Here is a 22,671-nt window from a genome sequence, read left to right on the forward strand (position 1 = left end):
TTGTGGTCCCCCCCCGGGGGCGGGCCCGTGGGGCCCGCCCCGACGGTCCGCCCGACCTCAGGCGGCGTAGCTCCAGCTCGACGGGGTCGCGCTCGTGCCGTCGGGCGTCGTCGCGGCGCCGTCGTCGGCGGGGTCCTGCGGCGCCGTCGCGCCGTCGGCCGGGTCCTCGCCGGCCGGGTCGCCGGGGCCCTCACCGCGGGGACCGTGCCCGCCGGGGCCGTGGCCGCCCGGACCGGCGGGCCGGTCGCCGACCTCGGTCGTCACCAGCTCGCCGATCCGGGTCTCGAGGTCGGCGGCGCGCTCGTCCGCCTGCTCCTGCGTGATGCGGCCGTCGGCGACCTCCTCGTCGAGGTGGGCGCTCGCGGCGTCGACGAGGGCGGCGACGAGGTCGTCGGTGCTCACGCCCTGCTCCTCGGCCACGGACGCCAGGGTGGCGCCGTCCTGCGCCAGGGCCTCCCGGAGCTCCTCGGGCGTGAGGTCGAGCACCTCCGCCGCGGCGTCGAGGCCCGCGGGCCCCGGCCCGAGGCCCAGCCCGCCGGGCCCCCCGGGCCCGCCCGGACCGCCCGGACCGGGCAGCGCGTCGGCGAGCGTCGAGGCGACCTCGTCGGCCTGGTCCTGGGTCAGCGTCCCGTCCGAGACGAGGCCCGCGAGGGCCTCGGTGATGCGGTCGACCCGGTCCGCCACGGCGTCGACCGCCCCCTGGGCGGCCTCCTGGGTCGACCCCGTCACCGCGTCGGGCGCCGCGTCCGCGAGCGCCGGCCCGGCGAGGGCCGCCCCGCCGAGGGCGATCGCGCCCGCGACGGTGATGGTGGCCAGCTTCCTGCGCATGGTGTCCTCCTCCGACGGGCGGTCGTTCCGCCCGAGGACCACGACGCTGCGGGCCGCGCCTGTCAGGACGCTGTCACGCCCTCATGGCTCCCCTGCGGATCGACGGGACGCCGCCGGAAGGCCCGCCGGGCGCCCGGGACGACGCGGACCGGCGCCCGGGCGGCCCACGCCCTACCGTCGGCGCGTGAGCGCGAGCGACGACCGCCCGGCGGGCGGCGGCCCCGCCGCCGACGACGCGGCGGACCTGCACGCCCGGGTCCTGGCGGCGCTGCGGCGCACCGCTTTCCTCCTGGAGCGGGAGCTGGCGAGCACCCACCGCGTCAAGGCCTTCCGCGCAGCGGCCACGACGGTCACGCGCACGCCCGCGGACGAGCTGGCCCGCCGGGTCGCCGACGGCTCCCTCGAGCAGCTGCCCGGCGTCGGCCGCACGACGGCGGCGCTCGTCGTCGACGTCGCCGCCGGACGGCGGCCCGCCTACCTCGTCGACCTCGAGGGGCGCCAGGAGCCCCTCGTCGACCCGGCCGACGAGGGCGCCGCCGGCGGCGCGGCCCTGCGGGCGGCCCTGCGCGGCGACCTGCACCTGCACTCGGACTGGAGCGACGGCGGCAGCCCCGTCGAGGACATGGCCGTCACGGCCGTCGAGATCGGCCACGAGTACGCGGCCCTCACCGACCACTCGCCGCGCCTCAAGGTCGCGCGCGGCCTCAGCCCCGCGCGGCTGCGCCGCCAGCTGGCCCTGCTCGAGGAGCTCGCGGCGCCGCTCGCGCCCTTCCGGCTCCTGTCGGGGATCGAGTGCGACGTCCTCGCCGACGGGTCCCTCGACCAGGAGCCCGAGCTGCTCGACGCGCTCGACGTCGTCGTCGCCTCCGTCCACTCCGACCTGCGGATGGAGCGGCGCGCCATGACCCGCCGCATGGTGCGCGCCGTGCGCGACCCCCGCACCGACGTGCTCGGGCACTGCACGGGCCGGTACGTGCAGCCCCGTGAGGGGGTCGGGAAGGCGCGGCCCGAGAGCGAGTTCGACGCCGAGGAGGTCTTCGCCGCGTGCGCGGAGGCCGGCGTCGCCGTCGAGGTCAACGCCCGCCCCGAGCGCCTCGACCCGCCCCTGCGGCTGCTGCGCCTCGCTGTCGAGGCCGGCTGCCTCTTCAGCGTCGACACCGACGCCCACGCCCCCGGCCAGCTCGACTGGCAGGAGCGCGGGTGCGCCCGGGCGGCGCGGTGCGGCGTCCCGCCCGAGCGCGTGGTCAACACCTGGCCCGTCGAGGACCTCCTGGCCTGGACGGCCGACCACGCGCACCGGCCGGGCTGAGGGACGCGCCCGACCGCCGGGCCCGCGCGGGTCACCCGTCGGCGCCGACCTCCTGCACGCGCAGCAGCAGCAGCTGCTCGGGGTCCATGGCGGGGGCCCGGACGCCCGCCGCGGCGAGCACCGCGCCCGGGAGGACGACGCCCTCGTCCAGCCACGGCGGGCGCCCGCCGCGCAGGTGCGGCGCGTCCCCGGGCGCCTGCGCGCTGACGCGGTACAGCGAGTCCGGCCGGAGCCCGGGCAGCCGGACGGCGCCGGGCACGGAGGTGAGCGGCGCGTCCAGCTGCACGAGCGCGAAGAGCGCGTCCGCGCCGTCCGCGGCCACGACGCCGTGGAGCGCGACGGCGGGGTCCACCGGGTCGGCGCGGACGACGGCGCCGGTGTGCAGCAGGCCGCGGAGCTCGCGGTAGAGCGCCACCCACCGCGCCAGCTCCGCGCGCTCGTCGGGGGTGGCGCGGCTGATGTCCCACTCGACGCCGAGGGACCCGAACAGCGCCGTGCCCGCGCGGAAGGACAGGTCGTGCGTGCGGCCGGTCGTGTGGGAGCGGGGGGAGGCGACGTGGCCGCCGACGAGCTCCGGCGGCAGCAGCTGGGCGGTCCAGCGCTGGATCTGCTGGCGCTCGAGCGGGTCGTTGCAGTCGCTGCCCCACACCCGGTCGGTGCGCTCGAGGACGCCGAGGTCCACGCGCAGGCCCCCCGAGCTGCACGACTCGACCTCCACGCCCGGGTGGCGGCGCCGCAGCTCGTCGAGGAGCGCGTAGACGGCGGCGGTCTGCGCGTGGACGCCGGCCGCCCGGGCCGGCCCCGACCCGGCGTCGAGGACGTCGCGGTTGTGGTCCCACTTCACGTAGGCGATGTCGTGCTCCGACAGCAGGGCGTCGAGGCGCCCGAGGACGTGCGCGTGGGCGTCGGGGTGGCCGAGGTCGAGGACCTGCTGCCCGCGCGAGAGCACGGGCTCGCGGCCGCCGACCCGCAGCAGCCAGTCCGGGTGCGCCCGGGCCAGGTCGGAGTCGGGGTTGACCATCTCCGGCTCGAACCACAGCCCGAAGTCCATGCCGTGGGCGTGCACGGCCTCGACGAGCGGCCCGAGCCCATCGGGCCACACGTCCTCGTCGACGTACCAGTCGCCGAGGCCGGCGGTGTCGTCGCGCCGTCCGCGGAACCAGCCGTCGTCGAGCACGAAGCGCTCGGCGCCGACCTCGGCGCCCCGCCGCGCCAGCTCGGTGAGGCGCTCGAGGTCGTGGTCGAAGTAGACGGCCTCCCACACGTTGAGGACCACCGGCCGCGGGGAGCGCGGGTGCTCGGGGCGCGCGCGCAGGTGGGTGTGGAAGCGCGCCGCGACGCCGTCGAGACCGTCGGCGGCGTAGGAGCCGTACAGCCAGGGGCCGACGTGCTCCTCCCCCGGGCCGAGCCGGACCTCTCCGGGCAGCAGGAGCTCCCCGCCCGCCAGCACTTTCGCCCCCTCGGCCGTGCGCTCGGCGCGCACGACGTGGTTGCCGCTCCAGGCGACGTGCACGCCCCACGCCTCGCCGGAGCGGAAGCCGACGCCCGCCGTCCCGGCCGTCATGACGAGCGGCGCGTCCGGGCCCGTCCGCCCGCGCCTGTTCTCCCGCGCGTGGGCGCCGACGGCGAAGGGCACGCGCTGCGGGGCGCGCTCGCGCGCCCAGCGGCCGGCGAGGTCGACGACCTCGGTCGCCGCGTCCGGCACCGACAGAGAGGGCAGGACGCCGTCGACGACGTAGCCGCCCGCGGCCGACAGGTCCCGCACGGCGGCGCGGACCCGCACGAGCCCGGCGGGCAGGAGCTCGACCTCCACCCGCACGCCCAGCTCGGCGTCCGCGTCCTCCCCCGTCGCGACCGCGCGCCCGCCGCCGGCGTCGTCCGTCTCGACGTCCCACGAGACCAGGCGCGGGGACGGCGACCAGCCGCCCCCGTCGGCGCGGTGGCCGGTGAGCCCCGGCCGGCCCCGCCAGCCCGTCGCCGTCTCGGGCAGCAGCCCGAGGGGCAGGGCGACGTCGAGGTCGTTCGGCGCCACGCCCGGCTCCGCGGCGCGCCGCAGCGCCCGCAGGTGCTCCTCCGGCAGGTCGCCGAGGTCGGCGCCCCAGTGGACGACGGAGGGCAGGCGCCCGTCCTCGGCGGACAGGACGAGGCTGGTGCCGGCCGCGCGCAGGTGTACGAGGTCCACGCGCACGCACGCTAGGGCAGCCGGCGCCGGCCCCGGCGCCCCCGCCCCGTCGCGCCCGGCGGGGGCGTCACGGGCCGGGCGTCAGGACAGGGGCGTCAGGATCACGGGCAGGGCGTCAGCCGCGGGAGTCGTCCCGGCCCGACGCCAGCTGGTCGCGCCAGCTGGGCGGCTCCTGCTCGGCGGGGGCGTCGACGACGTCGACCTCGCCGGAGCGCGCCTCGCCGGCACGGCGGCGCTCCTCCATCTCCTCCTCGCTCGGCCCGGAGAAGCGCTGCGCGCGCGCCACGGCCTCGAGGCTCCCGGTGAAGAGCCCGGTCTCGTACCGCCGCGCGGGCGTGTCCCGCTCCGGGTCGGCGTCCTGGACGGGAGCGCGCTCCGCGCGGGCGCCGTCGCGCGGGGCGGGCGCACCCGCCCGCGCCCGGGGGGCCGCCCCCGCGTCCGAGGCCGTGGTGATGCGCGTGCGCGGCAGCGCGTCCGGGGCCGAGCGCTGCAGCCACACGACGAGGGCCTCGCGCAGCCCGGTCCGCAGGTCCCACAGGGTCGCGCCGTCCTTCGCGCTGACGACCGCGCGCAGCGTGACGACCCCGCCGACGGCCTCGACGACGACGAGGTTGGCCACGCGGCCGTCCCAGTTGGGCGTCGACTCGAGGTAGCAGTGCATCTCCTCGCGGAGCCCGTCGATCGGCACCTCCCAGTCGACGTCGAGCATCACGGCGCCCATGACCTCGGAGTCCTTGCGGGTCCAGTTCTCGATGGGCGTCGTCGTGAAGTACGTCGACGGCAGCACGAGCCGGCGGTCGTCCCAGATGTGGAGGACGACGTAGGTGAGCGTGATCTCCTCGATGCGCCCGAACTCGCCCTCGATGACGACGACGTCGTCCACGCGGATGGCGTCCGTGAAGGTGATCTGCAGGCCGGCGAAGAGGTTGGCCAGCGACGTCTGGGCGGCGAGGCCGGCGACGACGCCGACGACGCCGGCCGAGGCGAAGATCGTGGCACCCCACTCGCGGGCGGCGGGGATGGTGAGGAGCATCGCGCCGACGGCGAGCACCACGACGACGGCGACGGTCAGGCGGCGCAGCAGGGAGACCTGGGTGCGGACGCGGCGGGCGCGGCGGTTGTCGGGCCCGTCGAGGCGGTACTTGTCGAGCGCGACGTCCTCGAGCACGAACGCGACGACGGCGGCCAGCCAGGCGAGCATGGCGATGATCGCGAGGTTGACGACGTAGGCGACCGGCTCCGCCCACGAGGACTGGAGCGTGGCGGCCTCGAGCACGACGCGGGCGGCCACGAGGACGAGGACGATGCGGAACGGCCGCCGACCCCGCGCCTCGACGTCGCGCACGACGCTCGAGCGGCGGCCGATGCGCCGCAGGACGGCGGTGACGAGGAGGCCGAGCACGAAGGCGGCGGCCACGCCGATCGCCAGGTACAGGAGGACCGTCGTCGCCGAGGCGTAGACGATGTCCTCGGGCAACGCCTCGGCGGCGGCGCTCCCCTCCTCGTTCGGGGACAGCAGGGCGAGCACGGTGGGACCTCCGGGGGTGCTTCGAGGGGCGGGGAGCGGGCACGCGGCGACGTCAGCGGCGCTCGACCAGCCGTCAACACTGACCGGCGCCGCGGCGCGGTGCAAGCCGCTCCCCCCTCCCGGCGCCTGGGAGGTCGCTGGGAACCGGGGAGGCCACCGGTCACCCCGCCCCGGACCCGGACGGACCGGGCGCCCGCGTCCCCCGGCTCCGCGCGAGAGGCCCCGGCGGGCGCCCGCCGGCCGTCCCCGTAAGGTCGCCGGTCGTGCCCCCCGCGAGCGCCGCCGCCCCCGCCTCCACCGACGGCACCGCCGGGGCGACCCCGTCGCCGGACCGCTCGACGACCGGTGGGACGCCCGGGACGAAGGGCAGGCCCCGGTCGTCGGCGGACCCGCGCCTCGCCGTCGTCGTCATCACCCACCGCCGCCGGGCGGAGGTCCTGCGCGCGCTCGAGCGGCTGCGGGACCTGCCGGAGGGGCCGGCCGTCGCCGTCGTCGACAACGGCTCGGACGACGGCACCGCGGAGGCCGTCGCGGCCGAGCACCCCTGGGCGCTCCTCGTGGCGAGCCCGGAGAACCTCGGCGCGCTCGGGCGCGACGTCGGCGTCGCGGCGCTGGAGCGGGCGCTCGACCCGCCGCCGGAGCTCATCGCCTTCTGCGACGACGACACGTGGTGGGAGCCGGGCTCCCTGGCCCGCGCCGCCGACGTCCTCGAGGCCCACCCCGCGCTGGCGTGCGTGACGGCGCAGATCCTCGTCGAGCCGGGCGGGCGCCAGGACGCCATCAACGTCGAGCTCCGCGAGTCCCCCGTCCAGGGCCCGTCGTGGCTGCCCGGCCCGGCGCTCGGCTCCTTCCTCGCCGGCGCCTCCGTGGTGCGGCGCAGCGCCTTCCGGGAGGTCGGCGGCTTCTCGCGGCGCCTGTGGCTCGGCGGGGAGGAGGAGCTCATGGCCTCCGACCTCGCCGCGGCGGGCTGGGAGCTGTGCCACCTGCCCGAGCTCGTGCTGCACCACCAGCCCTCCCCCGCGCGCGAGCGGCTGCGGCGGCGGCGCGACGGCGTCCGCAACACCCTGTGGTTCACCTGGCTGCGCCGCCCGGTGCCGGCGGCGGCGCGGCGCACGGCGCACCTGCTGGGCAGCATCCCGCGCGACCGCACGAGCGCGGCCGGGGTGGCGCTCGCGCTCGCCGGGCTGCCGTGGGTCGTCCGCGAGCGGCGCCGGCTCCCCGCCTACGCCGAGGCGCGCTTCGCGGCCCTCGAGGAGAGCCAGCGCCGCTCCACGGCGCGCCACTACGGCTGAGCGCCCTCGGCAGCCCCTCTATCCCGCGCCGACCTCGCCGCGCAGCAGCTCGTCGGGGCCGACCTCCGGCCCGGCCTCGGGCGGGCGCGGCCGGTCCCGCGGGTGGGCGCGGACGGCGAGGAGGGCGACGTCGTCCTCGACGTCCGGCCCCACCTCGGCGAGCAGCCCGTCGAGGAGCTCCTCCACGGTCGCGCCCGCCCGCGCGAGGCGCTCCACCGTCCTGCGCAGCCAGGCGAGCCCGTCGGACAGGTGCGCCCCGCGGCGCTCGACGAGCCCGTCGGTGACGAGCAGGAAGGTGGCACCGGCGGGCAGCGGCACCTCGTGGTCGCGGCGGGCCGCGCCGGTCGAGAGGCCCAGCAGCAGGTCGCTGCGCCGCTGCAGCAGCTCGACCCGCCCGTCGGGGTGCACGAGGACGGGCGGCAGGTGCCCGGCGTTGGCCCAGCGGACGCGGTGCCCGCCCGTCCCCTCGTCGCCGTGCTCGTCGTCCTCGAGCCGCGCGAGGACGGCGGTCGCGAGGGCGCCGACGGCGAGGTCGCGCATCGCCCGGTCCAGCGCGTCGAGGACGGCGGCCGGCGGCTCGTCCAGCGCGTGCCCGACCCCGCGCAGGACGTTGCGCACCTGCGCCATGGCGACGGCCGCGCCCGCGTCGTGGCCGCTGACGTCCCCGACGACGAAGGACGTGCCGCCGTCCGACGTCGTGAAGGCGTCGTACCAGTCGCCGCCGACCGCGAGCTCGGACGCCGCGGGCTGGTAGCGCGCCGCGAGCTGGACGTGGTCCGGCTGCGGCAGCGGGGTGAGGAGGTCGCGCTGGAGGGCCTCGGACATCGAGCGCGCCAGCTGGCCGGAGGCGCGCTCGACGGCGTGCGCCCGGGCCCGCTCGAGGGCGGTGCCGAGCACGCCGGCGACGAGCACGAGGAACTCCAGCAGCACCCGGTCCACGGGCACCTCGGGGTCGACGCCCGTGACGAGCACGGGGCGCTGCGCCCGCGGGAGGACGCCCGGCAGCCGCAGCAGGACGCGGTGCCGGCGGCCCGCCCCCGCCTCGACGCCCCCCTCCGCGGCCTCCTCGACGACCTCCTCCACGACGAGGTCCCGGTCCAGGGGCGCCAGGGGGTCGTCCGGGGCGAGCAGCGCGGGGTCGACGAGGTCGTGGCGCGCGCTGCGGAGCACGGGCATCGCGGCCGCGGGCAGCGCCTCGGCGTCCTCGAGGTCCGAGAGGCGGTCGGTGAGCTGGGCGAGCAGCGCCAGCCGCCGGCGGTCGACGACCTGCCGCGTCGTCTCCGCCGTGATGTCGAGGACGCCGGCGACGCGCCCGTCCGGGGCCGTGACGGGCGAGTAGGAGTAGGTGAAGAAGCACTCCTCCGAGCGGCCCCCGCGACGGACGAGGGGCATCCGGACGTCCTCGGTCCACGTCGGCCCGCCACCGGCCATGACGTCCGCCAGCATCGGCCCGATGACCGGCCACGCCTCGGGGAAGACCTCGGCGCAGCGCCCGCCGAGGGCGTGGGGGTGCTTGTCCTCGATGATCTCGGCGTAGGCCGCGTTGTACACGAGCACGTGCTCCGGGCCCCAGATCAGGGTCACCGGGAACCTCGTCGTCAGGGCCAGGGCGAGAGCGCCGCGCAGCGTCTCGTCCCAGTCCTCCGGCGGCCCCAGCGGCCCGGCTGCCCAGTCGACGGCGTCGTAGAGCGGCACCAGGGGCCCTGCGGCCTCCCACGGCCGACGGCGCGGCGCCCCGGCTCGGGCGTCCGCGGGGCCCGTCACCGCGCCCCGCGGACGACGCGGCTCATGACGACGCCTGGGCGGCCGCCGGGCTCGGCGACCCGGTGCGGGCGACCGCGCGCTTCTGCAGGGTCAGCACGACCGAGGCGGCGAGCGCCGAGACGAGCGAGCCGACGAGGACGGCCAGCCGGGCGCCGTCCTGCACCTCGCCGGGCTCGAAGGCGAGCTCGGTGATGAGCAGCGACACCGTGAAGCCGATGCCGGCGAGGAGGGCGACGCCGAGCAGGTCCGGCGTGCGCAGGCCCTCCGGCAGCTGCAGCGGCGTGAGGCGCATGACGAGCGCGGTGAGCCCCAGCACGCCCAGCACCTTGCCCAGCACGAGGCCCAGGGCGACGGCGATCGCGATGGGCTGGCCCAGCACCGCGCCGAGCCCGCCGGCGTCGACGACGGAGACGCCCGCGGCGAAGAAGGCGAAGACCGGCAGGGCGAAGGCCGCCGAGAACGGCCGGACGGCGTGCTCGTAGCGCTCGGCCACGGAGATGTCCTCACCACGCCGGGCCAGCGCGGGCACCGAGAACCCGAGGACGACGCCCGCGACGGTGGCGTGGACGCCGGACTCGTGGACGAAGACCCACGCCACGGCCGCCGCGACGAGCATGGCGACCACGAGGAGGACGCGCAGGCCCTGCCCGCCCGGCCGCACCCGCGACAGCAGCGCGAAGACGAGGACGGCGGGGACGGCCGCGAGCAGCCACACGACGGCGAGGTCGGCCGTGTAGAAGACGGCGATGATCGTGATGGCGAGCAGGTCGTCGACGACGGCGAGCGTGAGGAGGAAGGTGCGCAGCCCCACGGGGAGCCCCTTGCCGACCACGGCCAGGACGGCCACCGCGAAGGCGATGTCGGTGGCCGTCGGCACGGCCCACCCCTGGAGGCCCTCGGACCCCGACACGAGCAGGACGACGACGAAGACGAGGGCCGGCAGGGCCATACCGCCGACGGCCGCGATGGCGGGCACCGCCGCGGTGCGGGGGTCGCGCAGCGAGCCGGCGACGATCTCCCGCTTGAGCTCGAGCCCGACGACGAAGAAGAACACCGCCAGCAGGCCGTCCGCCGCCCATGTCGACAGCGACAGGTCGAGGTGGAGGGACGCCGGCCCGACGACGGTCTCGGACAGGCCGGCGTAGGCCTCCCGCCACGGCGAGTTGGCCCACACGAGCGCGACGGCCGCGCCCAGCAGCAGCAGGACGCCGCCGAGCCGCTCGCCCGAGAGGAGGTCGGACAGCCCGCGCGAGTGCGCCGGCAGCTCGTGGGCTCCGAGGTCGGTGGGGCTCTGGGGCGTCTCCCTGCCGGAGGACGACGTGGGCGCGCCGTCCTCGCGCTCGCGGAGGTCGCGCGGGTCGGCGCCGGAGGGCGGATTCACGGGGTCTCCCTGGGGTCGACGGCACGGGACGCCGACCAGACTTCCCGGCACACCAGCCCGCTCACCGGCGGGCATCCGGCCAGGGTACGGGGCGCGGACGCCGACGGCGCACCCCGAGCGGGGGGTCCGGCCGCGACCGGTGCGCGCGTGGTCAGTGCACGAGCACGTCCCGCCCGCCCCAGACGGCGCGCTGCTCGCCCTCGGGGTCGTCGACGACGCGGTCCTCCAGGTCGAGGACGAGCGTGGAGCGGCGCTCGGCGTCGTAGCGCGGCCACGGGCCCACGGCCGGGTCGGGCTCGCCGTGGCGGACGAAGTGGAGCCAGTGCCGCTGGACGCGGTCGGCGAGGTCGGCCACGCGCCCGTCGCGGTCGAGGCGCTGCAGGGCCCGGCGCACGGGCGCGTAGGGCCACAGCAGGTACAGCTCCACGCCGTGGGTGGCCCCGAGGCCGAACGCGGCGGGCCCCCAGTCCACGCGGTAGCGCCACGTCGGGCTCGTGCGGGCGTGCGCCTCGCTGTGGTGGATGCCCGGCACGGTGAAGAGCAGGTGGGAGCCCAGGTCGGTGAGGCCCCGCTCGTCGCGCGGGTAGGCGCTGAGGATGCGGTCGGTCTCCTCGGGGCCCGCGGCCGCGTCGAGCGCCTGCGCCAGGCGGGCCCGCGTCTCGGGGAGGACGTCGCGGGCGAAGCGCCGGAAGAGCGTGTGCTCGTCGCGGTTGCTGCCCGACAGGAGCGGGACGGGCGGCGTCGACGTCGCGTGCGCCGCCGGGAGGCTCGCCGGCAGGAGGTCGCCGTCGAACCAGGGACGGGTGGCGAGGCCCTCCGGGCGCGTGGCCGAGACGGCCGCCGCGGCCCGCAGCACCTCGCGCGTCGACGCCCGCCAGAGCCCCTCGGGCTCCTCGCGGCTGACGCCAAGCTGCGCGCACAGCTCGCGGGCCAGGCGCGTGGCGTCCTCGCGGTCGGTGGCGATGGACAGCGCGCCGCTCTGGCAGATCGCCCCGGCGAACAGGCCCCGCGCGGCGGGGCTCGTCATGAGCAGGGCGACCGACGCCGACCCGGCGGACTCCCCCGCCAGGGTGACGCGCGCCGGGTCGCCGCCGAAGGCCTCGACGCCGTCGCGCACCCACTCGAGCGCCAGGACCTGGTCGCGCAGGCCGACGTTGCTCGGGACGCGCTCGGGGTCGACCCCCCGGCGGCCCGGGCCGGGCCGGGCGACGACGTCGGCCAGGTCGGCGAAGCCGAGCATCCCCAGGCGGTAGTTCACGCACACGACGACGACGTCGCCGCGCGCCGCGAGGTGGGAGCCGTCGTACTCCCCGGCGCTCCCGCTGGAGAACGCGCCGCCGTGGACCCAGACGAGGACGGGCCGGCGCCGCCCGTCCTCGGCCGCGCCCGCGGGGGCGTGGACGTCGACCGTGAGGCAGTCCTCGGTGCGCCGCCCGGTCGTGCCGAGCACGAGCCCGAGCGGGGCCGGGACGACGGGCACCCGCTGCGCGCACGCCGGGCCGGGCCCGGTGGCGTCACGGACGCCCGTCCACGGCTTGTGGGGAACGGCGGCGGCGAAGCGGTGCTCGCCCACCGGCGGGCGGGCGTACGGGACGCCGCGCCAGGAGTCGGCCTCGCCGTGCGGCGTGCTGCGCCGCACCCCGCGCACCGCGCCGCCCGGCGGACGGGCGACGACCTCCGGCACGGCCCGGGCGCTCGCGCGGCGCGCTCCGCCCGGCAGGCCCGGCAGGCCCGGGCGGCGCCCGGCCGCCGGGACGCCCGCCCCACCGCCGGCGTCGGGGTCCGGCTCGGTGGCCCGGGAGGCCTCGGCGGCCGGTGCGGCGGCGGGGCCGCCCGGCGCGGCGGCGGGGTGCTCGGTCACCGTCCCAGCGTCGCGGTCCGTGCCCGTGGCCACCATCCGGAGGGAGGGCGCCGGGGTGCGCGCCGGGTCGGGCGCGGGCGCTGGGACGATGGGGAGGTGCCCGCGATCCCCGCGCCCCCGTCGTCGCCCGCCGCCCGCGCCCGCATCCGCTCGGCCTTCCGCGTGCTGGCGGTGGTCGAGGCGCTGACGTGGGCCGGGCTCCTGGTCTCCATGGGCTGGCACTACCTCCTCGACGGCAGCCGCCACGGCATCGAGGTCTTCGGGCCGCTGCACGGCGGCGCCTTCCTCCTCTACGGCGCCGTCGCGCTCCTGACGTGGGGGGTGCAGCGGTGGAGCTGGCGCGTCGGCCTCCTGGGGCTGGTGGCGGCGCTCCCGCCCTTCGGGACGGTCGTCTTCGAGGTGCTCGCGCAGCGCCGCGGCCTCCTCGACGACCGCCCCGGTTCCGCCGCGGGCGGGGGCCGGACGCACGCCGTCCGCGGCGCCTGACCCACGCCGGACCCTTCGCGCGGAGGTGACGCCTCCTCCACTCCCAGGGCCCCTCGCCACGCGGAGGTGACGCACCCTCCCCCCAGGGCCCCTCACCACGCGGAGGTGACGCCTCCCTCACCCCCAGGGTCTCTCCCGGCGCGGAGGTGACGCCCCTTCGCCGGGGAGGGGACGCACGAGGGCCCCGTCGACGTCGTCGACGGGGCCCTCGTGGGGGGCGGGTCAGCGGCCGGGCTGGTCCCGGTCGCGGCGCACCATGGCCTTGCGGCCCTTGATCGTGCTGCCGCGCAGTGCCGCCACGACGTCGTCGGCGGCGCCCTCGGGCACCTCGACGAGCGAGAAGCGCTCGGTGATCTCGATGGCGCCGATGTCGCGGCCGCTCACGGGCGACTCGTTGGCGATGGCGCCCACGAGGTCGCCGGGGCGGACGCCGGCCGCGCGGCCGACGCCGACGAAGAGACGGGCGTTGCCGGCCGACGGGCCGCTGCGGGGGCCGGAGCGGCCGCCGCGAGCCGCCGGGCCCCGGCTGTCGCGCCCGTCCCGGCCGCGGGGGCCGCTGTCGCGACCGGCGCGGGGGCGCAGGTCGGGCGCTGGGATCTCCTGGTCGTCCACCGCGCCCTGGGCGGCGTGCGCCAGCTGGAGGGCCGCGAGCGCGACCTCCTCGGCGCTGTGGTGCTCCATGAGCGCGTCGAGGACGCCGCGGACCTCCTCGAGACCGCTGCGGTCGCCGTCGAGCACCTCGGCGACCGAGCGGCGCGTCTCCTGCAGGCGGTGGGCCTTCAGGTCGGCGACGGTCGGCAGCGGCGCCACGGCGATCGGCGCGCCGCTGACGCGCTCGATGACCGAGAGCTGACGGCGCTCGCGCGGCTCGGCGAGCGTCAGGGCGACGCCCTCGCGGCCGGCGCGGCCGACGCGCCCGATGCGGTGCACGTACGACTCGGGCGCCGACGGCACGTCGAAGTTGACGACGTGGCTCAGCTGCTCGACGTCGAGGCCGCGGGCGGCCACGTCGGTGGCGATGAGGAGCTGGGCGGCGCCGGCGCGGAGCCGGGAGACCACCTTGTCGCGCTGCTCCTGGCCCATGCCGCCGTGCAGCGCCTCGGCGCGGTAGCCGCGGGCGCCGAGGCGCTCGGTGATCGTGTCGACCTCCTCGCGCGTGCGGCAGAAGACGATGGCCGCCGTCGGCTGCTCGAGGTCGAGGATGCGGCCGAGGGCCGCGACCTTGTGCGGGCGGCCGACGACGTACGCCGTCTGGCGCACGAGCGGCGCCTCGCCCTCGGCCGCGCGCTTCTTCGCGATCCGGATGCGGACGGGCTCGCGCAGGTGCTGGCGGGCGATCCGGTCGATGCGCGGCGGCATCGTGGCGGAGAAGAGCACGGTCTGACGCTCCGCCGGCGCCGCCGAGAGGATCTCCTCGATGTCCTCGGCGAAGCCCATGTCGAGCATCTCGTCGGCCTCGTCGAGGACGACGGTCTGCAGGTGGGCCAGCGGCAGGGTGCCGCGGCCGATGTGGTCGAGCGCACGGCCCGGCGTCGCGACGACGACGTCGACGCCCCGCTCGAGCTCGCGCAGCTGGCGGCCGATCGGCGTCCCGCCGTAGACGGCGAGGACGCGGGCGCCCAGCTGCTTGCCGTAGGTGCTGATGGCCTCGGAGACCTGGAGCGCGAGCTCGCGGGTGGGCACGAGGACGAGGCCGACGGGGCGGCGCCCGCCGCCGGCGGGGACCTTCTCCAGCAGCGGCAGCGCGAAGGCGGCCGTCTTGCCCGTGCCGGTGGCGGCCTGGCCGAGCAGGTCGTGGCCGGCCAGGAGCGGGCGGATCGACTCCGCCTGGATGGGGGTGGGCTCCTCGTAGCCGAGGCCGTCGAGGGCGCGCAGCACCTCGGCGCGCAGGCCGAGGTCGGCGAAGGTCGGGCCGGCGGGCTCGTCGGCGTCGTCCTCGGGAGCGGCGTCGTCCGCGCGGGCGTCCTCGCCGCGGCCCTGGGCGGGCACGTCGGCGCGGGGCGAGCCCTCGACGGCGTCGGTGTCGGTCGTGCGGTCCTCGGCGTCCGCGGTCTCGCGGTCGAGGGCAGGGGCGGTCACGGCAGGGGTCTCCTCGCGGTGGGGTCGGCGCGGCGTCGCGCCTGTCGGCAGGTCGCAGCCGGACTCGGTGGCTGCTGCGGAGGGGACCTGTCGGCCGTGGACCCTGTGGAGATCGCCAGCGGTGCTCATGTGCTGCTGCCCGCTCGTCGCGGGCTCACCTGCGCTGCTCGACCTGCGTCGGCCCCGTCCGGGCGCCCAGGGCGCCCGCTCCTCCGTCGGGCACAAGTGTGACGCACGCGCGGGCATTCCCCGACCACGGGCCGCTCCCCCACCCGGTCGGCCCGTCGCCGTCCCGGGGAGCCCCTGCGCGCACCTCGTCGGCCCATCGCCGTCCTGAGGGCGCCCCTCAGGCACTCTGACGACGACGTGCCGTCGAGGAGGCCTGGGAGACGGCGATGTGACGACGAGGTGCGGCGGAGAAGGCGGCTCAGGTCGCCGGGCTGGCGTCCCGGGTCTCGGCCGGGCCGGCGGGCGCGCCGTACCGCGCGACGAGCTCGCGCTTGAGGACCTTGCCGCTCGGGCCCAGGGGGAGGTCGTCGACCACCTCGATGCGGCGCGGGTACTTGTACGCCGCGATCTGGTCGGCGGCGTACTCGCGCAGGGCGTCGGCCGTCGTCGTCGCGCCCTCGACGAGGACGACGGCGGCCGCGACCTCCTCGCCGTGCCGCTCGTCGGCGACGCCGAACACCGCCACCCGGGCGACGTCGGGGTGCGCGGCGAGCACCTCCTCGACCTCGCGCGGGTACACGTTGTAGCCGTTGCGCAGGATCATGTCCTTGGTGCGGTCGACGATCGTCACGTAGTCGTCCTCGTCCTTCGTGCCGAGGTCGCCCGTGCGGAACCAGCCGTCGACGACGGCGGCCGCGGTGTCGTCCGGCCGCCCGAGGTAGCCCTTCATGAGGTTGTGCCCGCGGACGACGAGCTCCCCCATCTCCCCGCGCGGCAGCAGCTCGACCCGGTCCGGCACGTCGTGGCGGGCGACCTCGACCTCCACGCCCCAGATCGGCACGCCCACCGTGCCGGGGCGGGGCGGGCGGCCCACGGGGTTGAAGGTGGCGACCGGCGAGGTCTCGGTGAGCCCGTAGCCCTCGTGGATCTCCACGCCGAAGACGTCGCGGAACCGGTCGATGACCGCCACCGGGATGGCCGCGCCCCCCGAGACGCCGTAGGCCAGCGGGGGCCGGCGCTCGTCCTTGGCCGCGGCCTCGAGGAAGGCCATGTACATCGTCGGCACGCCCATGACGACGGTGCAGCCGTGCTCGACCATGAGGGAGAGCGCCGTCGCCCCGTCGAACTTCGGCACCAGGACGAGCGTCGCACCCGCGCGGAAGGTGATGTTCATGGCGCAGGTCTGCCCGAAGGTGTGGAACAGCGGCAGGCACCCGAGGACGACGTCGTCCACGCCCATGCGGAAGGTGTCGAGCAGCGAGGTCTCCACCTGCGACACCAGCGACAGGTGGCAGCCCTCGGCGCCCTTGGGACGGCCGGTGGTGCCGCTCGTGTAGAGGATCGTCGCGGTGTCGTCGGGCTGGCGCGGCTCGACGGCGGTGATCGGCTCCGCCGCCGCGGCCAGCTCCTCGAGCCGCTCGACGCCGTGCTCGGCGGCCAGCTCGGCCGGCGCCAGGACGGTGACGACGTCGACCCCGGCGGCGCGCGCGCCGCGCAGGCCCTGCGCCATGAGGGGGGCGGCGCACACGAGCAGCGAGGCCTCGCTGCTCGTGCGCGCCACCCCCCTCATGGTGCAGGGCCTGCGCGGCGCGCGCGCCGCGCAGGCCCTGCGCCATGAGGGGGGCGGCGCACACGAGCAGCGAGGCCTCGCTGTCCTCGAGGACGTACTGGATCTCCGGCCCCTGGAGCAGGGCGTGCACGGGGACGACGACGCCCCCCAGCGCCAGGACGGCGTAGTAGGCCCGCGGGAAGTCGGCGACGTTGGGCAGCAGCAGCGCCACCCGCGTCCCCGGGCCGACGCCCTTCGCGCGCAGGGCGCCGGCGACGGCGCGCGTCTGGTCCCAGAGCTCGCGGTAGGAGATCCGCTGGTCGCCCACGACGACGGCCGTGCGGTCGGCGTGCCGGACCGCGGACTCGGCGAGGATGGTGGCGACGGACAGCGTGGCGAAGCCCTGCATGGGTGTGCTCCCGGGTCCCGGGACCGCGCCGTCGCGGCCCCCCGTGCCCGGCACAGTAGGCGCGCCCCCGGGCGGCGGCCAGGGCGTGCCGTCCGCCTCCCCCGGTCGTGGCAGGACGTCGTCGCGACGGGGTGCGCGTCCCGTGCTGGGCTGGTGCGCGTGAGCCCGCCCCCGCCGACCGGACGCCCGCGGCCGCCGTCGCCGCAGCGGCGGCTCGCCCTCGCGGCGGGCGCGCTGGCCGCCGGGCTGGTGGCGCTCGTCGTGGTCGCCGCGGCCGACGGGCGTCCCTCCGTGGCGGGCGTGGTCCTCGTCGGCGTCGGGCTGGTGAGCGGCGTCCCCGCGCTCGCCGACCTGCGCCGGTCGCGCCGACGCTGAGGGCAGCGCGCTGCCGGCAGGGAGGACGAGCTCCACCGCACGGAGCGTCACCGCAGGTCGGAGGACTGCGGCCGCTCGTGCTCGGGACCTGGTCCTCCCCGTCGGCGCTCCACCCGACGGCGCGCGTGCACCGCCGGCCAGCGGCCTCGTGGTCGGCGCCCTCGTGGTCGATCTAGCGTGCGGGCATGAGCGACCCCGGCGCGGCCCCGCAGAACACGACCTTCCCCCGCCCCGGCGGCGAGGAGGGGCACGGCTACCTCGAGCTGCCGCCGTCGGGCCGCGGGCCGGGCCTCGTCGTCGTGCAGGAGTGGTGGGGCCTCACCGAGCACATCGCCGACCTCGTGCGCCGCTTCGCCGCCGAGGGCTTCGTCGCCCTGGCGCCCGACCTCTACGGCGGGCGCACGACGCACGACGGCGAGGAGGCCATGCGCCTCATGCAGGAGCTGCCCGTCGACCGGGCGGCCCGGGACCTCGCCGGGGCGGTCGACCTGCTCCTCGGCCACGAGGCCGTCACGAGCAGCACGGTCGGCGTCGCGGGCTTCTGCATGGGCGGGTCCTTCGCGCTGACGCTGGCCGCCCAGCAGGGCGAGCGCGTCGGGGCGGTGACGCCCTTCTACGGGCTGCCCGACCCCGACGGCACCGACTGGTCGGGCGTGCGCGCCGCCGTGCAGGGGCACTACGCCCGGGAGGACCGCATCGACCTCGACGTCGTCGGGCGGGTCTTCGACGACCTGCGCGAGCGGCTCGACGTGCCCGTCGAGCTGCACGTCTACGAGGCGCAGCACGCCTTCGTCAACGACACCGGCCCCGCCTACGACGCCGACGCGGCCGCTCTGGCGTGGGGGCGCGCCACGGCCTTCCTCCGCGAGCACGTGCGCTGAGGGCGCCCCCGCGGCGGAGCGGCTCTGCGCCGGAGCGGCGGGGCGGTGCCGCGCCGCCGCGTCGAGGAGGCACAGTGGTGGCGTGAGCGCCCCGTCCGTCGTCCGCCCCGGCGCCGACCCCGGTGCCCCGGACGGCGCCGAGGGCGGCGCCGAGGACGGCGTCGCGGCGCTGCGGGCGGCGGGCCTGCTCGGCGCGCAGCACTCGGGCGCGGCGGAGGAGGAGACGGCCGAGGGCGTAGCGCCCGACGCCCCGGTCCTGCTCGCCGTCGACGGGAACAGCCTGCTGCACCGCGCGCACCACGCCCACGCCGCGGGCCAGCACCGCGACGCCGCCGGTCGGCCGGTCTGGGCGCTGCGGGGGGTCGTCTCGCTCATCGCGAGCGCCGCGGCCCGCCTGACGCCGGACGCGCTCGTGGTCGGCTTCGACTGCGCGCGGACGTCGGTGCGCCGCGCGGAGCACCCGCCGTACAAGGCGCACCGCCCCGAGAAGCACCCCGACCTGCGCGCCCAGCTCGACGACGCCCCGGCGCTGCTCGCCGAGGCCGGGCTGCCCGTCGTCGTCGCCGAGGGGTTCGAGGCCGACGACGTCCTCTGCTCGGCGGCCGAGCTCGCCCGGCGCAGCGGCTGGCGGTGCACGGCCGTGACGAGCGACCGGGACTCCTTCGCCCTCGTCGACGCCTCGACGTCGGTGCTGCGGGTGCTCAACGGCGGGATCGGGGGATCCCCCGTGCTGACCCCGCGGACGCTGCCGCTCGTCACGGGGGTGCGCGCCGGCCAGTACCGCTGCCTGGCGGCGCTGCGCGGCGACACCTCCGACAACCTGCCCGGCGCGCTCGGCATCGGCCCGAAGACGGCCGCCCGCCTGCTGGCCGCCTTCGACAGCGTCGACGACGTCTACGCCGCGCTCGACGACGGCCGCGAGGACGAGGTGCGGGACGTCGTCGGCCCCGGCGTCGTCGCCAGGCTGCGCGCACCCGAGGCGCGGGCCAACGTCGCCCGCAACCAGCGGCTCATGGCGATGCGCGACGACCTCGCCCTGCCCGACCTCGACGCGCTGCGCCTGCCCCTCGACCTCGCCCGGGTGCAGGCCGCGCTCGGGGCGCGCGACGTCCGCCTCGGCCCGTCGCTCTGGGCGCTCGTCGGCGGCGCCCCGCCCGCGGACCGGTGGTCCCCCCTGCCGTCGTGGGTCGACGAGGCACCGCTGCCCGACGGGCCGCCGGACGACGGTGCCGGGGCGCCCGAGGACACCGCCGCCCGCAGCGACCCCCGGGGCGTCACCCGGAGCGAGACCCGCCCGGCGCCCGCGGCCCCGCCCCCGCCGCGCGAGCCCCTCGGCGCCCGCGGCGTCGCCCGCGCCCGCAAGGACCCGGGCGAGGACCAGCTCGACCTCTTCGGCTGACCCACGCCCCTCCGGGGCGATGTGCGGCCATGTCGCCCCACCCAGACCACCCCCCGGGCGATGTGTGGCCATGTCGCCCTCCCCACCCCACCCCCAGGGCGATGTGTGGCCATGTCGCCCTCCCCACCTCACACCTCAGGGCGACGTGTGGCCATGTCGCCCTGGGGGAGCCCCGCCATGGGGCGACCTGGCCACACATCGCCGTCTGGGGGGCGCGAGGCGTCCCGATGCCTTGCGGCCGCAGACCGCTCTGCGCTACAAAGTGCGCATCTGCTCTGCACCGCAGACCACTCTGGGGGTCCCCGATGGGCACGACGACGCAGCACGACCAGGACGACGCGGGCCTCGACCCGCGGGAGGCGCTCGCCCTCCTCGACGCCGAGCGCACGAGGACGCAGCAGCGGCTGGTCCCCGACCTCCGGCTGCTCTACGGCACCTGGGGCGTCGCCTGGCTCGTGGGCTTCCTCGTGCTGTGGAGCTCGACGACGGGGCGGGGCCCGCTCGCGCTGCCGCCGGCCGCGGGCGGCGCGGTGTTCACGGGCCTGCTCGTGGCCGCCGTCGTCGTCACGGACGTCCACATCGCCCGCCGCACGGCCGGGGTGCGCGGCGCCTCGAGCACGCAGGGCGCCATGTACGGGTGGGCGTGGCTGCTCGGCTTCGGCTGCATGGCCTCCGTCATGGCGTCGGCCGCCGGCGCCGGCGCGTCGCCCGACGTGCTCGGGGTGCTCGGCCCCGCCGTGTCCGGGCTCGTGGTCGGTCTGCTCTACCTCGGCGGCGGAGCCATGTGGCAGGACCGCGCCCAGTACTCCCTCGGCGTCTGGATCCTGCTGTCGAGCGCCGTCGGGGCGCTCGCCGGCTACCCGAGCAACCACCTCGTCATGGGGCTGCTCGGCGGGGGCGGCTTCCTCGTCGCCGCGCTCGTCGTCGCGGCCCGCGGCCCCCGTTCCGGGGCGCCGGCGTGAGCGACCCCCAGCCCGACCTCGACCCGGTCATCCACGCCCCGGCGCGGCTGCGCCTCGTGGCCGCCCTCGCCGCGCTCGACGACGGCGACCGCATCGCCTTCCCCCGGCTGCAGCAGCTGCAGGGGCTCACCGCGGGCAACCTCGGCGCCCACCTGCGCAAGCTCGAGGACGCGGGCTACGTCGCCGTCGAGAAGACCCACCGCGGCCGCACGCCGACGACGTACGTGCAGCTGACCCGCCGCGGCCGCCAGGCGCTGGAGGACCACACGGCCGCCCTGCGCGCCCTCCTCGAGCCCGTCACCGCCCGTGCGGCGGCCGGTGAGTCCGAGGGCGCCGCGTGAGCGCCCCGCTGGTCCGCCTCGCCGGGGCGACCCGCCGCTACGGCGACGTGACGGCGCTGGACGGCGTCACGCTCGACGTCCCCGCCGGGCAGCTGCTCGGGCTCCTCGGTCCCAACGGGGCGGGCAAGTCGACCCTGCTGCAGCTCGTGAGCGGCCTGCGCCGACCGACGTCCGGCGTCGTCGAGCTCTTCGGCCGCCCGCCCTGGGAGCCCGCGGCGCGGGCCGGTCTCGGGATGACGCCCCAGGAGACCGGCCTGCCGCCGACGCTGCGCGTGCGCGAGGTCGTCGACGTCGTCGCCGGCCACTTCCCCGACCCGGTGCCGACGGCGGAGGTGCTCGAGCGCTTCGGCCTCGGCGACCTCGCCCGCCGGCAGACCGGGGGCCTGTCGGGCGGGCAGAAGCGGCGGCTGGCCGTGGCGCTCGCCTTCGTCGGCCGGCCGCGCCTCGTGCTCCTCGACGAGCCCACGACGGGCCTGGACGTCGACGCCCGCCACGACCTGTGGGACGCCGTGCGCGCCTACCACCGCGGCGGCGGGACGGTCGTCCTGACGAGCCACTACCTCGAGGAGGTGGAGGCCCTGGCCGAGCGCGTCGTCGTCGACCGCGGCCGCGTGCTCGTCGACGGCTCGCTCGAGGAGGTCCGCTCGGCCGTGCCGGCCCGCCGGGTCCGCGTGCGCGCCGCGGCGCTGCCGGACCTCGGCGCCGACCGCGCGCTCGTCGACGGCGAACGGCACGAGCTGTGGACCAGCGACGCCGACGCGCTCGTCCGCCGGCTCGTCCGCTCCGGGGCGCCCTTCGCCGACCTCGAGGTGGCCTCCGCCTCGCTCGAGGAGGCCTTCCTCGCGGTGACGGCAGCCGCCGACGCCGACGACCCGCGGGAGAGCCGCCCTCCGACCGACCTCGTCCGGACCAGCGCCCCCGAGACGGGCACGCACACGACGAGCACCCCCGAGGTGGCGCGATGAGCAGCACCCCTACGACGGCGACGGCGAGCGACGCCACCTCAGCCCGCAGCGGTGGCGGGCGCGCCGGCGGCCTGCGCCTCACGGCGCTGCACACGCGCGCCCAGCTGCTCGAGACGGTCCGGGTCCCCATCGCCGTCATCGGCACGGTGGTCTTCCCGACGCTGACGATGCTCTTCTTCGTCGTCCCGCAGCCGTTCGCCGACGACCCCGCGCAGGCGACGGCGGCGACGGCGCAGATCTCGCTCTTCGCCGTCATGAGCGTGTGCCTGTTCACCTACGGCGTCGGCGTGGCGGAGGACCGCGCGCTCCCGTGGGACTCCTACCTCCGGACCCTGCCGGTGGGCGCGGGCCCGCGGCTGGCCGGTCGCCTGCTCAACGGGCTGGCGTTCGCGCTCGTGAGCCTCGTGCCGCTCGTCGTCGTGGCGTGGCTGCTGACCGCCGCCGCGCTGCCCGCCGACCGACTGGCGCTCACGGCGGGCGCGCTCGCGGTCGCGGCCCTGCCGATGCTCGGGCTCGGGCTGTGGATCGGCTACGGCATGTCGACGAAGGCGGCCCTCGCCGTCGCGCAGGTGCTGCTGCTGCCGCTGGCGTTCGGCGGCGGGCTCTTCCTGCCGCCGGAGATGTTCCCCGGCTGGCTGGACGCCGTCAGCACGTGGCTGCCGACGCGGGCGGGCCGCGACCTCGTCGTCACCGCGACGACGGGCGCCGAGCTGCCGGGCACCACCTGGGCCGTCCTCGCGGCGTGGGCCCTGCTGACCGCGGTCCTGGCCGTCCGCGCGTACCGGCGCGACGAGGGGCGCCGCTTCCGCTGAGGTGCCTCGCGAGGGAGGCCTCGACGGGGTCACCTCCCGTCCCCTCCGCACCCCCTTGTCCGGGTGCGTCCGCACCCCTACCGTCGGCCGCCTCACCCGA

General features: G+C 77.9%; 17 protein-coding genes and 1 pseudogene. 10 read left to right on the forward strand and 8 right to left on the reverse strand.

Annotated elements, in window-relative coordinates:
- Positions 1-57: 57 nt before the first annotated feature.
- Positions 58-828: a hypothetical protein gene (locus WDV85_RS03520; protein WP_339569295.1), complete on the reverse strand. Its 771-nt coding sequence runs from the start codon at positions 826-828 to the stop codon at positions 58-60.
- A gap of 244 nt (positions 829-1,072) precedes the next feature.
- On the opposite strand from WDV85_RS03520, the gene WDV85_RS03525 reads away from it, so the two are divergent.
- Positions 1,073-2,137 (forward strand): PHP domain-containing protein, encoded by a 1,065-nt coding sequence (locus WDV85_RS03525; RefSeq protein ID WP_445263191.1) that lies wholly within the window; start codon positions 1,073-1,075, stop codon positions 2,135-2,137.
- Between the two features lie 31 nt (positions 2,138-2,168).
- Here WDV85_RS03525 and WDV85_RS03530 read toward each other — a convergent pair whose 3' ends face one another.
- Both WDV85_RS03530 and WDV85_RS03535 read right to left on the reverse strand, forming a co-directional pair.
- Positions 2,169-4,319: an alpha-galactosidase gene (locus tag WDV85_RS03530; RefSeq protein ID WP_339569297.1), complete on the reverse strand. Its 2,151-nt coding sequence runs from the start codon at positions 4,317-4,319 to the stop codon at positions 2,169-2,171.
- 115 nt (positions 4,320-4,434) lie between these two features.
- Positions 4,435-5,847 (reverse strand): mechanosensitive ion channel family protein, encoded by a 1,413-nt coding sequence (locus WDV85_RS03535; protein WP_339569298.1) that lies wholly within the window; start codon positions 5,845-5,847, stop codon positions 4,435-4,437.
- Positions 5,848-6,257: 410 nt separating this feature from the next.
- Between WDV85_RS03535 and WDV85_RS03540 the strand changes: the two genes are divergently transcribed.
- A complete protein-coding gene (locus tag WDV85_RS03540) occupies positions 6,258-7,139 on the forward strand; it encodes a glycosyltransferase family 2 protein (protein ID WP_445263192.1) in 882 nt (293 codons plus the stop codon).
- Between the two features lie 18 nt (positions 7,140-7,157).
- Here WDV85_RS03540 and WDV85_RS03545 read toward each other — a convergent pair whose 3' ends face one another.
- The 3 genes from WDV85_RS03545 to WDV85_RS03555 all read right to left on the reverse strand — a co-directional run bounded on the left by WDV85_RS03545 (position 7,158) and on the right by WDV85_RS03555 (position 12,145).
- Positions 7,158-8,834: a PP2C family protein-serine/threonine phosphatase gene (locus tag WDV85_RS03545; RefSeq protein ID WP_339569300.1), complete on the reverse strand. Its 1,677-nt coding sequence runs from the start codon at positions 8,832-8,834 to the stop codon at positions 7,158-7,160.
- A 91-nt stretch (positions 8,835-8,925) separates the two neighbouring features.
- Positions 8,926-10,167 (reverse strand): Na+/H+ antiporter NhaA, encoded by a 1,242-nt coding sequence (gene nhaA / locus WDV85_RS03550; protein WP_445263193.1) that lies wholly within the window; start codon positions 10,165-10,167, stop codon positions 8,926-8,928.
- 268 nt (positions 10,168-10,435) lie between these two features.
- The gene (locus tag WDV85_RS03555) at positions 10,436-12,145 is read right to left on the reverse strand and encodes a carboxylesterase/lipase family protein (RefSeq protein ID WP_339569302.1); all 1,710 of its coding nucleotides are present in this window, start codon (positions 12,143-12,145) and stop codon (positions 10,436-10,438) included.
- 96 nt (positions 12,146-12,241) lie between these two features.
- Between WDV85_RS03555 and WDV85_RS03560 the strand changes: the two genes are divergently transcribed.
- A complete protein-coding gene (locus WDV85_RS03560) occupies positions 12,242-12,631 on the forward strand; it encodes a DUF3817 domain-containing protein (RefSeq protein WP_339569303.1) in 390 nt (129 codons plus the stop codon).
- A 222-nt stretch (positions 12,632-12,853) separates the two neighbouring features.
- Here WDV85_RS03560 and WDV85_RS03565 read toward each other — a convergent pair whose 3' ends face one another.
- Positions 12,854-14,710 (reverse strand): DEAD/DEAH box helicase, encoded by a 1,857-nt coding sequence (locus tag WDV85_RS03565; protein WP_339569304.1) that lies wholly within the window; start codon positions 14,708-14,710, stop codon positions 12,854-12,856.
- 427 nt (positions 14,711-15,137) lie between these two features.
- A pseudogene (locus WDV85_RS03570) lies at positions 15,138-16,892 on the reverse strand (long-chain-fatty-acid--CoA ligase); the annotation flags it as partial.
- A 103-nt stretch (positions 16,893-16,995) separates the two neighbouring features.
- On the opposite strand from WDV85_RS03570, the gene WDV85_RS03575 reads away from it, so the two are divergent.
- From WDV85_RS03575 to WDV85_RS03605, 7 genes are all read left to right on the forward strand, one after another.
- The gene (locus WDV85_RS03575; RefSeq protein WP_339569306.1) at positions 16,996-17,211 is read left to right on the forward strand and encodes a hypothetical protein; all 216 of its coding nucleotides are present in this window, start codon (positions 16,996-16,998) and stop codon (positions 17,209-17,211) included.
- A gap of 185 nt (positions 17,212-17,396) precedes the next feature.
- A complete protein-coding gene (locus tag WDV85_RS03580) occupies positions 17,397-18,092 on the forward strand; it encodes a dienelactone hydrolase family protein (RefSeq protein WP_339569307.1) in 696 nt (231 codons plus the stop codon).
- Positions 18,093-18,174: 82 nt separating this feature from the next.
- Positions 18,175-19,491, forward strand: a complete 1,317-nt coding sequence (locus WDV85_RS03585) for a 5'-3' exonuclease (protein ID WP_339569308.1) — start codon at positions 18,175-18,177, stop codon at positions 19,489-19,491.
- Between the two features lie 305 nt (positions 19,492-19,796).
- Complete coding sequence (locus WDV85_RS03590) at positions 19,797-20,453, forward strand: hypothetical protein (protein WP_339569309.1); 657 nt, start codon at positions 19,797-19,799, stop codon at positions 20,451-20,453.
- A complete protein-coding gene (locus WDV85_RS03595; RefSeq protein ID WP_339569310.1) occupies positions 20,450-20,794 on the forward strand; it encodes a transcriptional regulator in 345 nt (114 codons plus the stop codon). The genes WDV85_RS03590 and WDV85_RS03595 overlap by 4 nt, the downstream gene beginning before the upstream one ends.
- Entirely contained in the window at positions 20,791-21,759 is a 969-nt protein-coding gene (locus WDV85_RS03600; RefSeq protein WP_339569311.1) for an ABC transporter ATP-binding protein, read from the forward strand. Before WDV85_RS03595 ends, WDV85_RS03600 begins: the two co-directional genes overlap by 4 nt.
- The gene (locus tag WDV85_RS03605; RefSeq protein ID WP_339569312.1) at positions 21,756-22,571 is read left to right on the forward strand and encodes an ABC transporter permease; all 816 of its coding nucleotides are present in this window, start codon (positions 21,756-21,758) and stop codon (positions 22,569-22,571) included. The genes WDV85_RS03600 and WDV85_RS03605 overlap by 4 nt, the downstream gene beginning before the upstream one ends.
- Positions 22,572-22,671: the final 100 nt, after the last annotated feature.

It is taken from the genome of Pseudokineococcus sp. 5B2Z-1, assembly GCF_037482305.1.
Taxonomy (GTDB): Bacteria; Actinomycetota; Actinomycetes; order Actinomycetales; family Quadrisphaeraceae; genus Pseudokineococcus.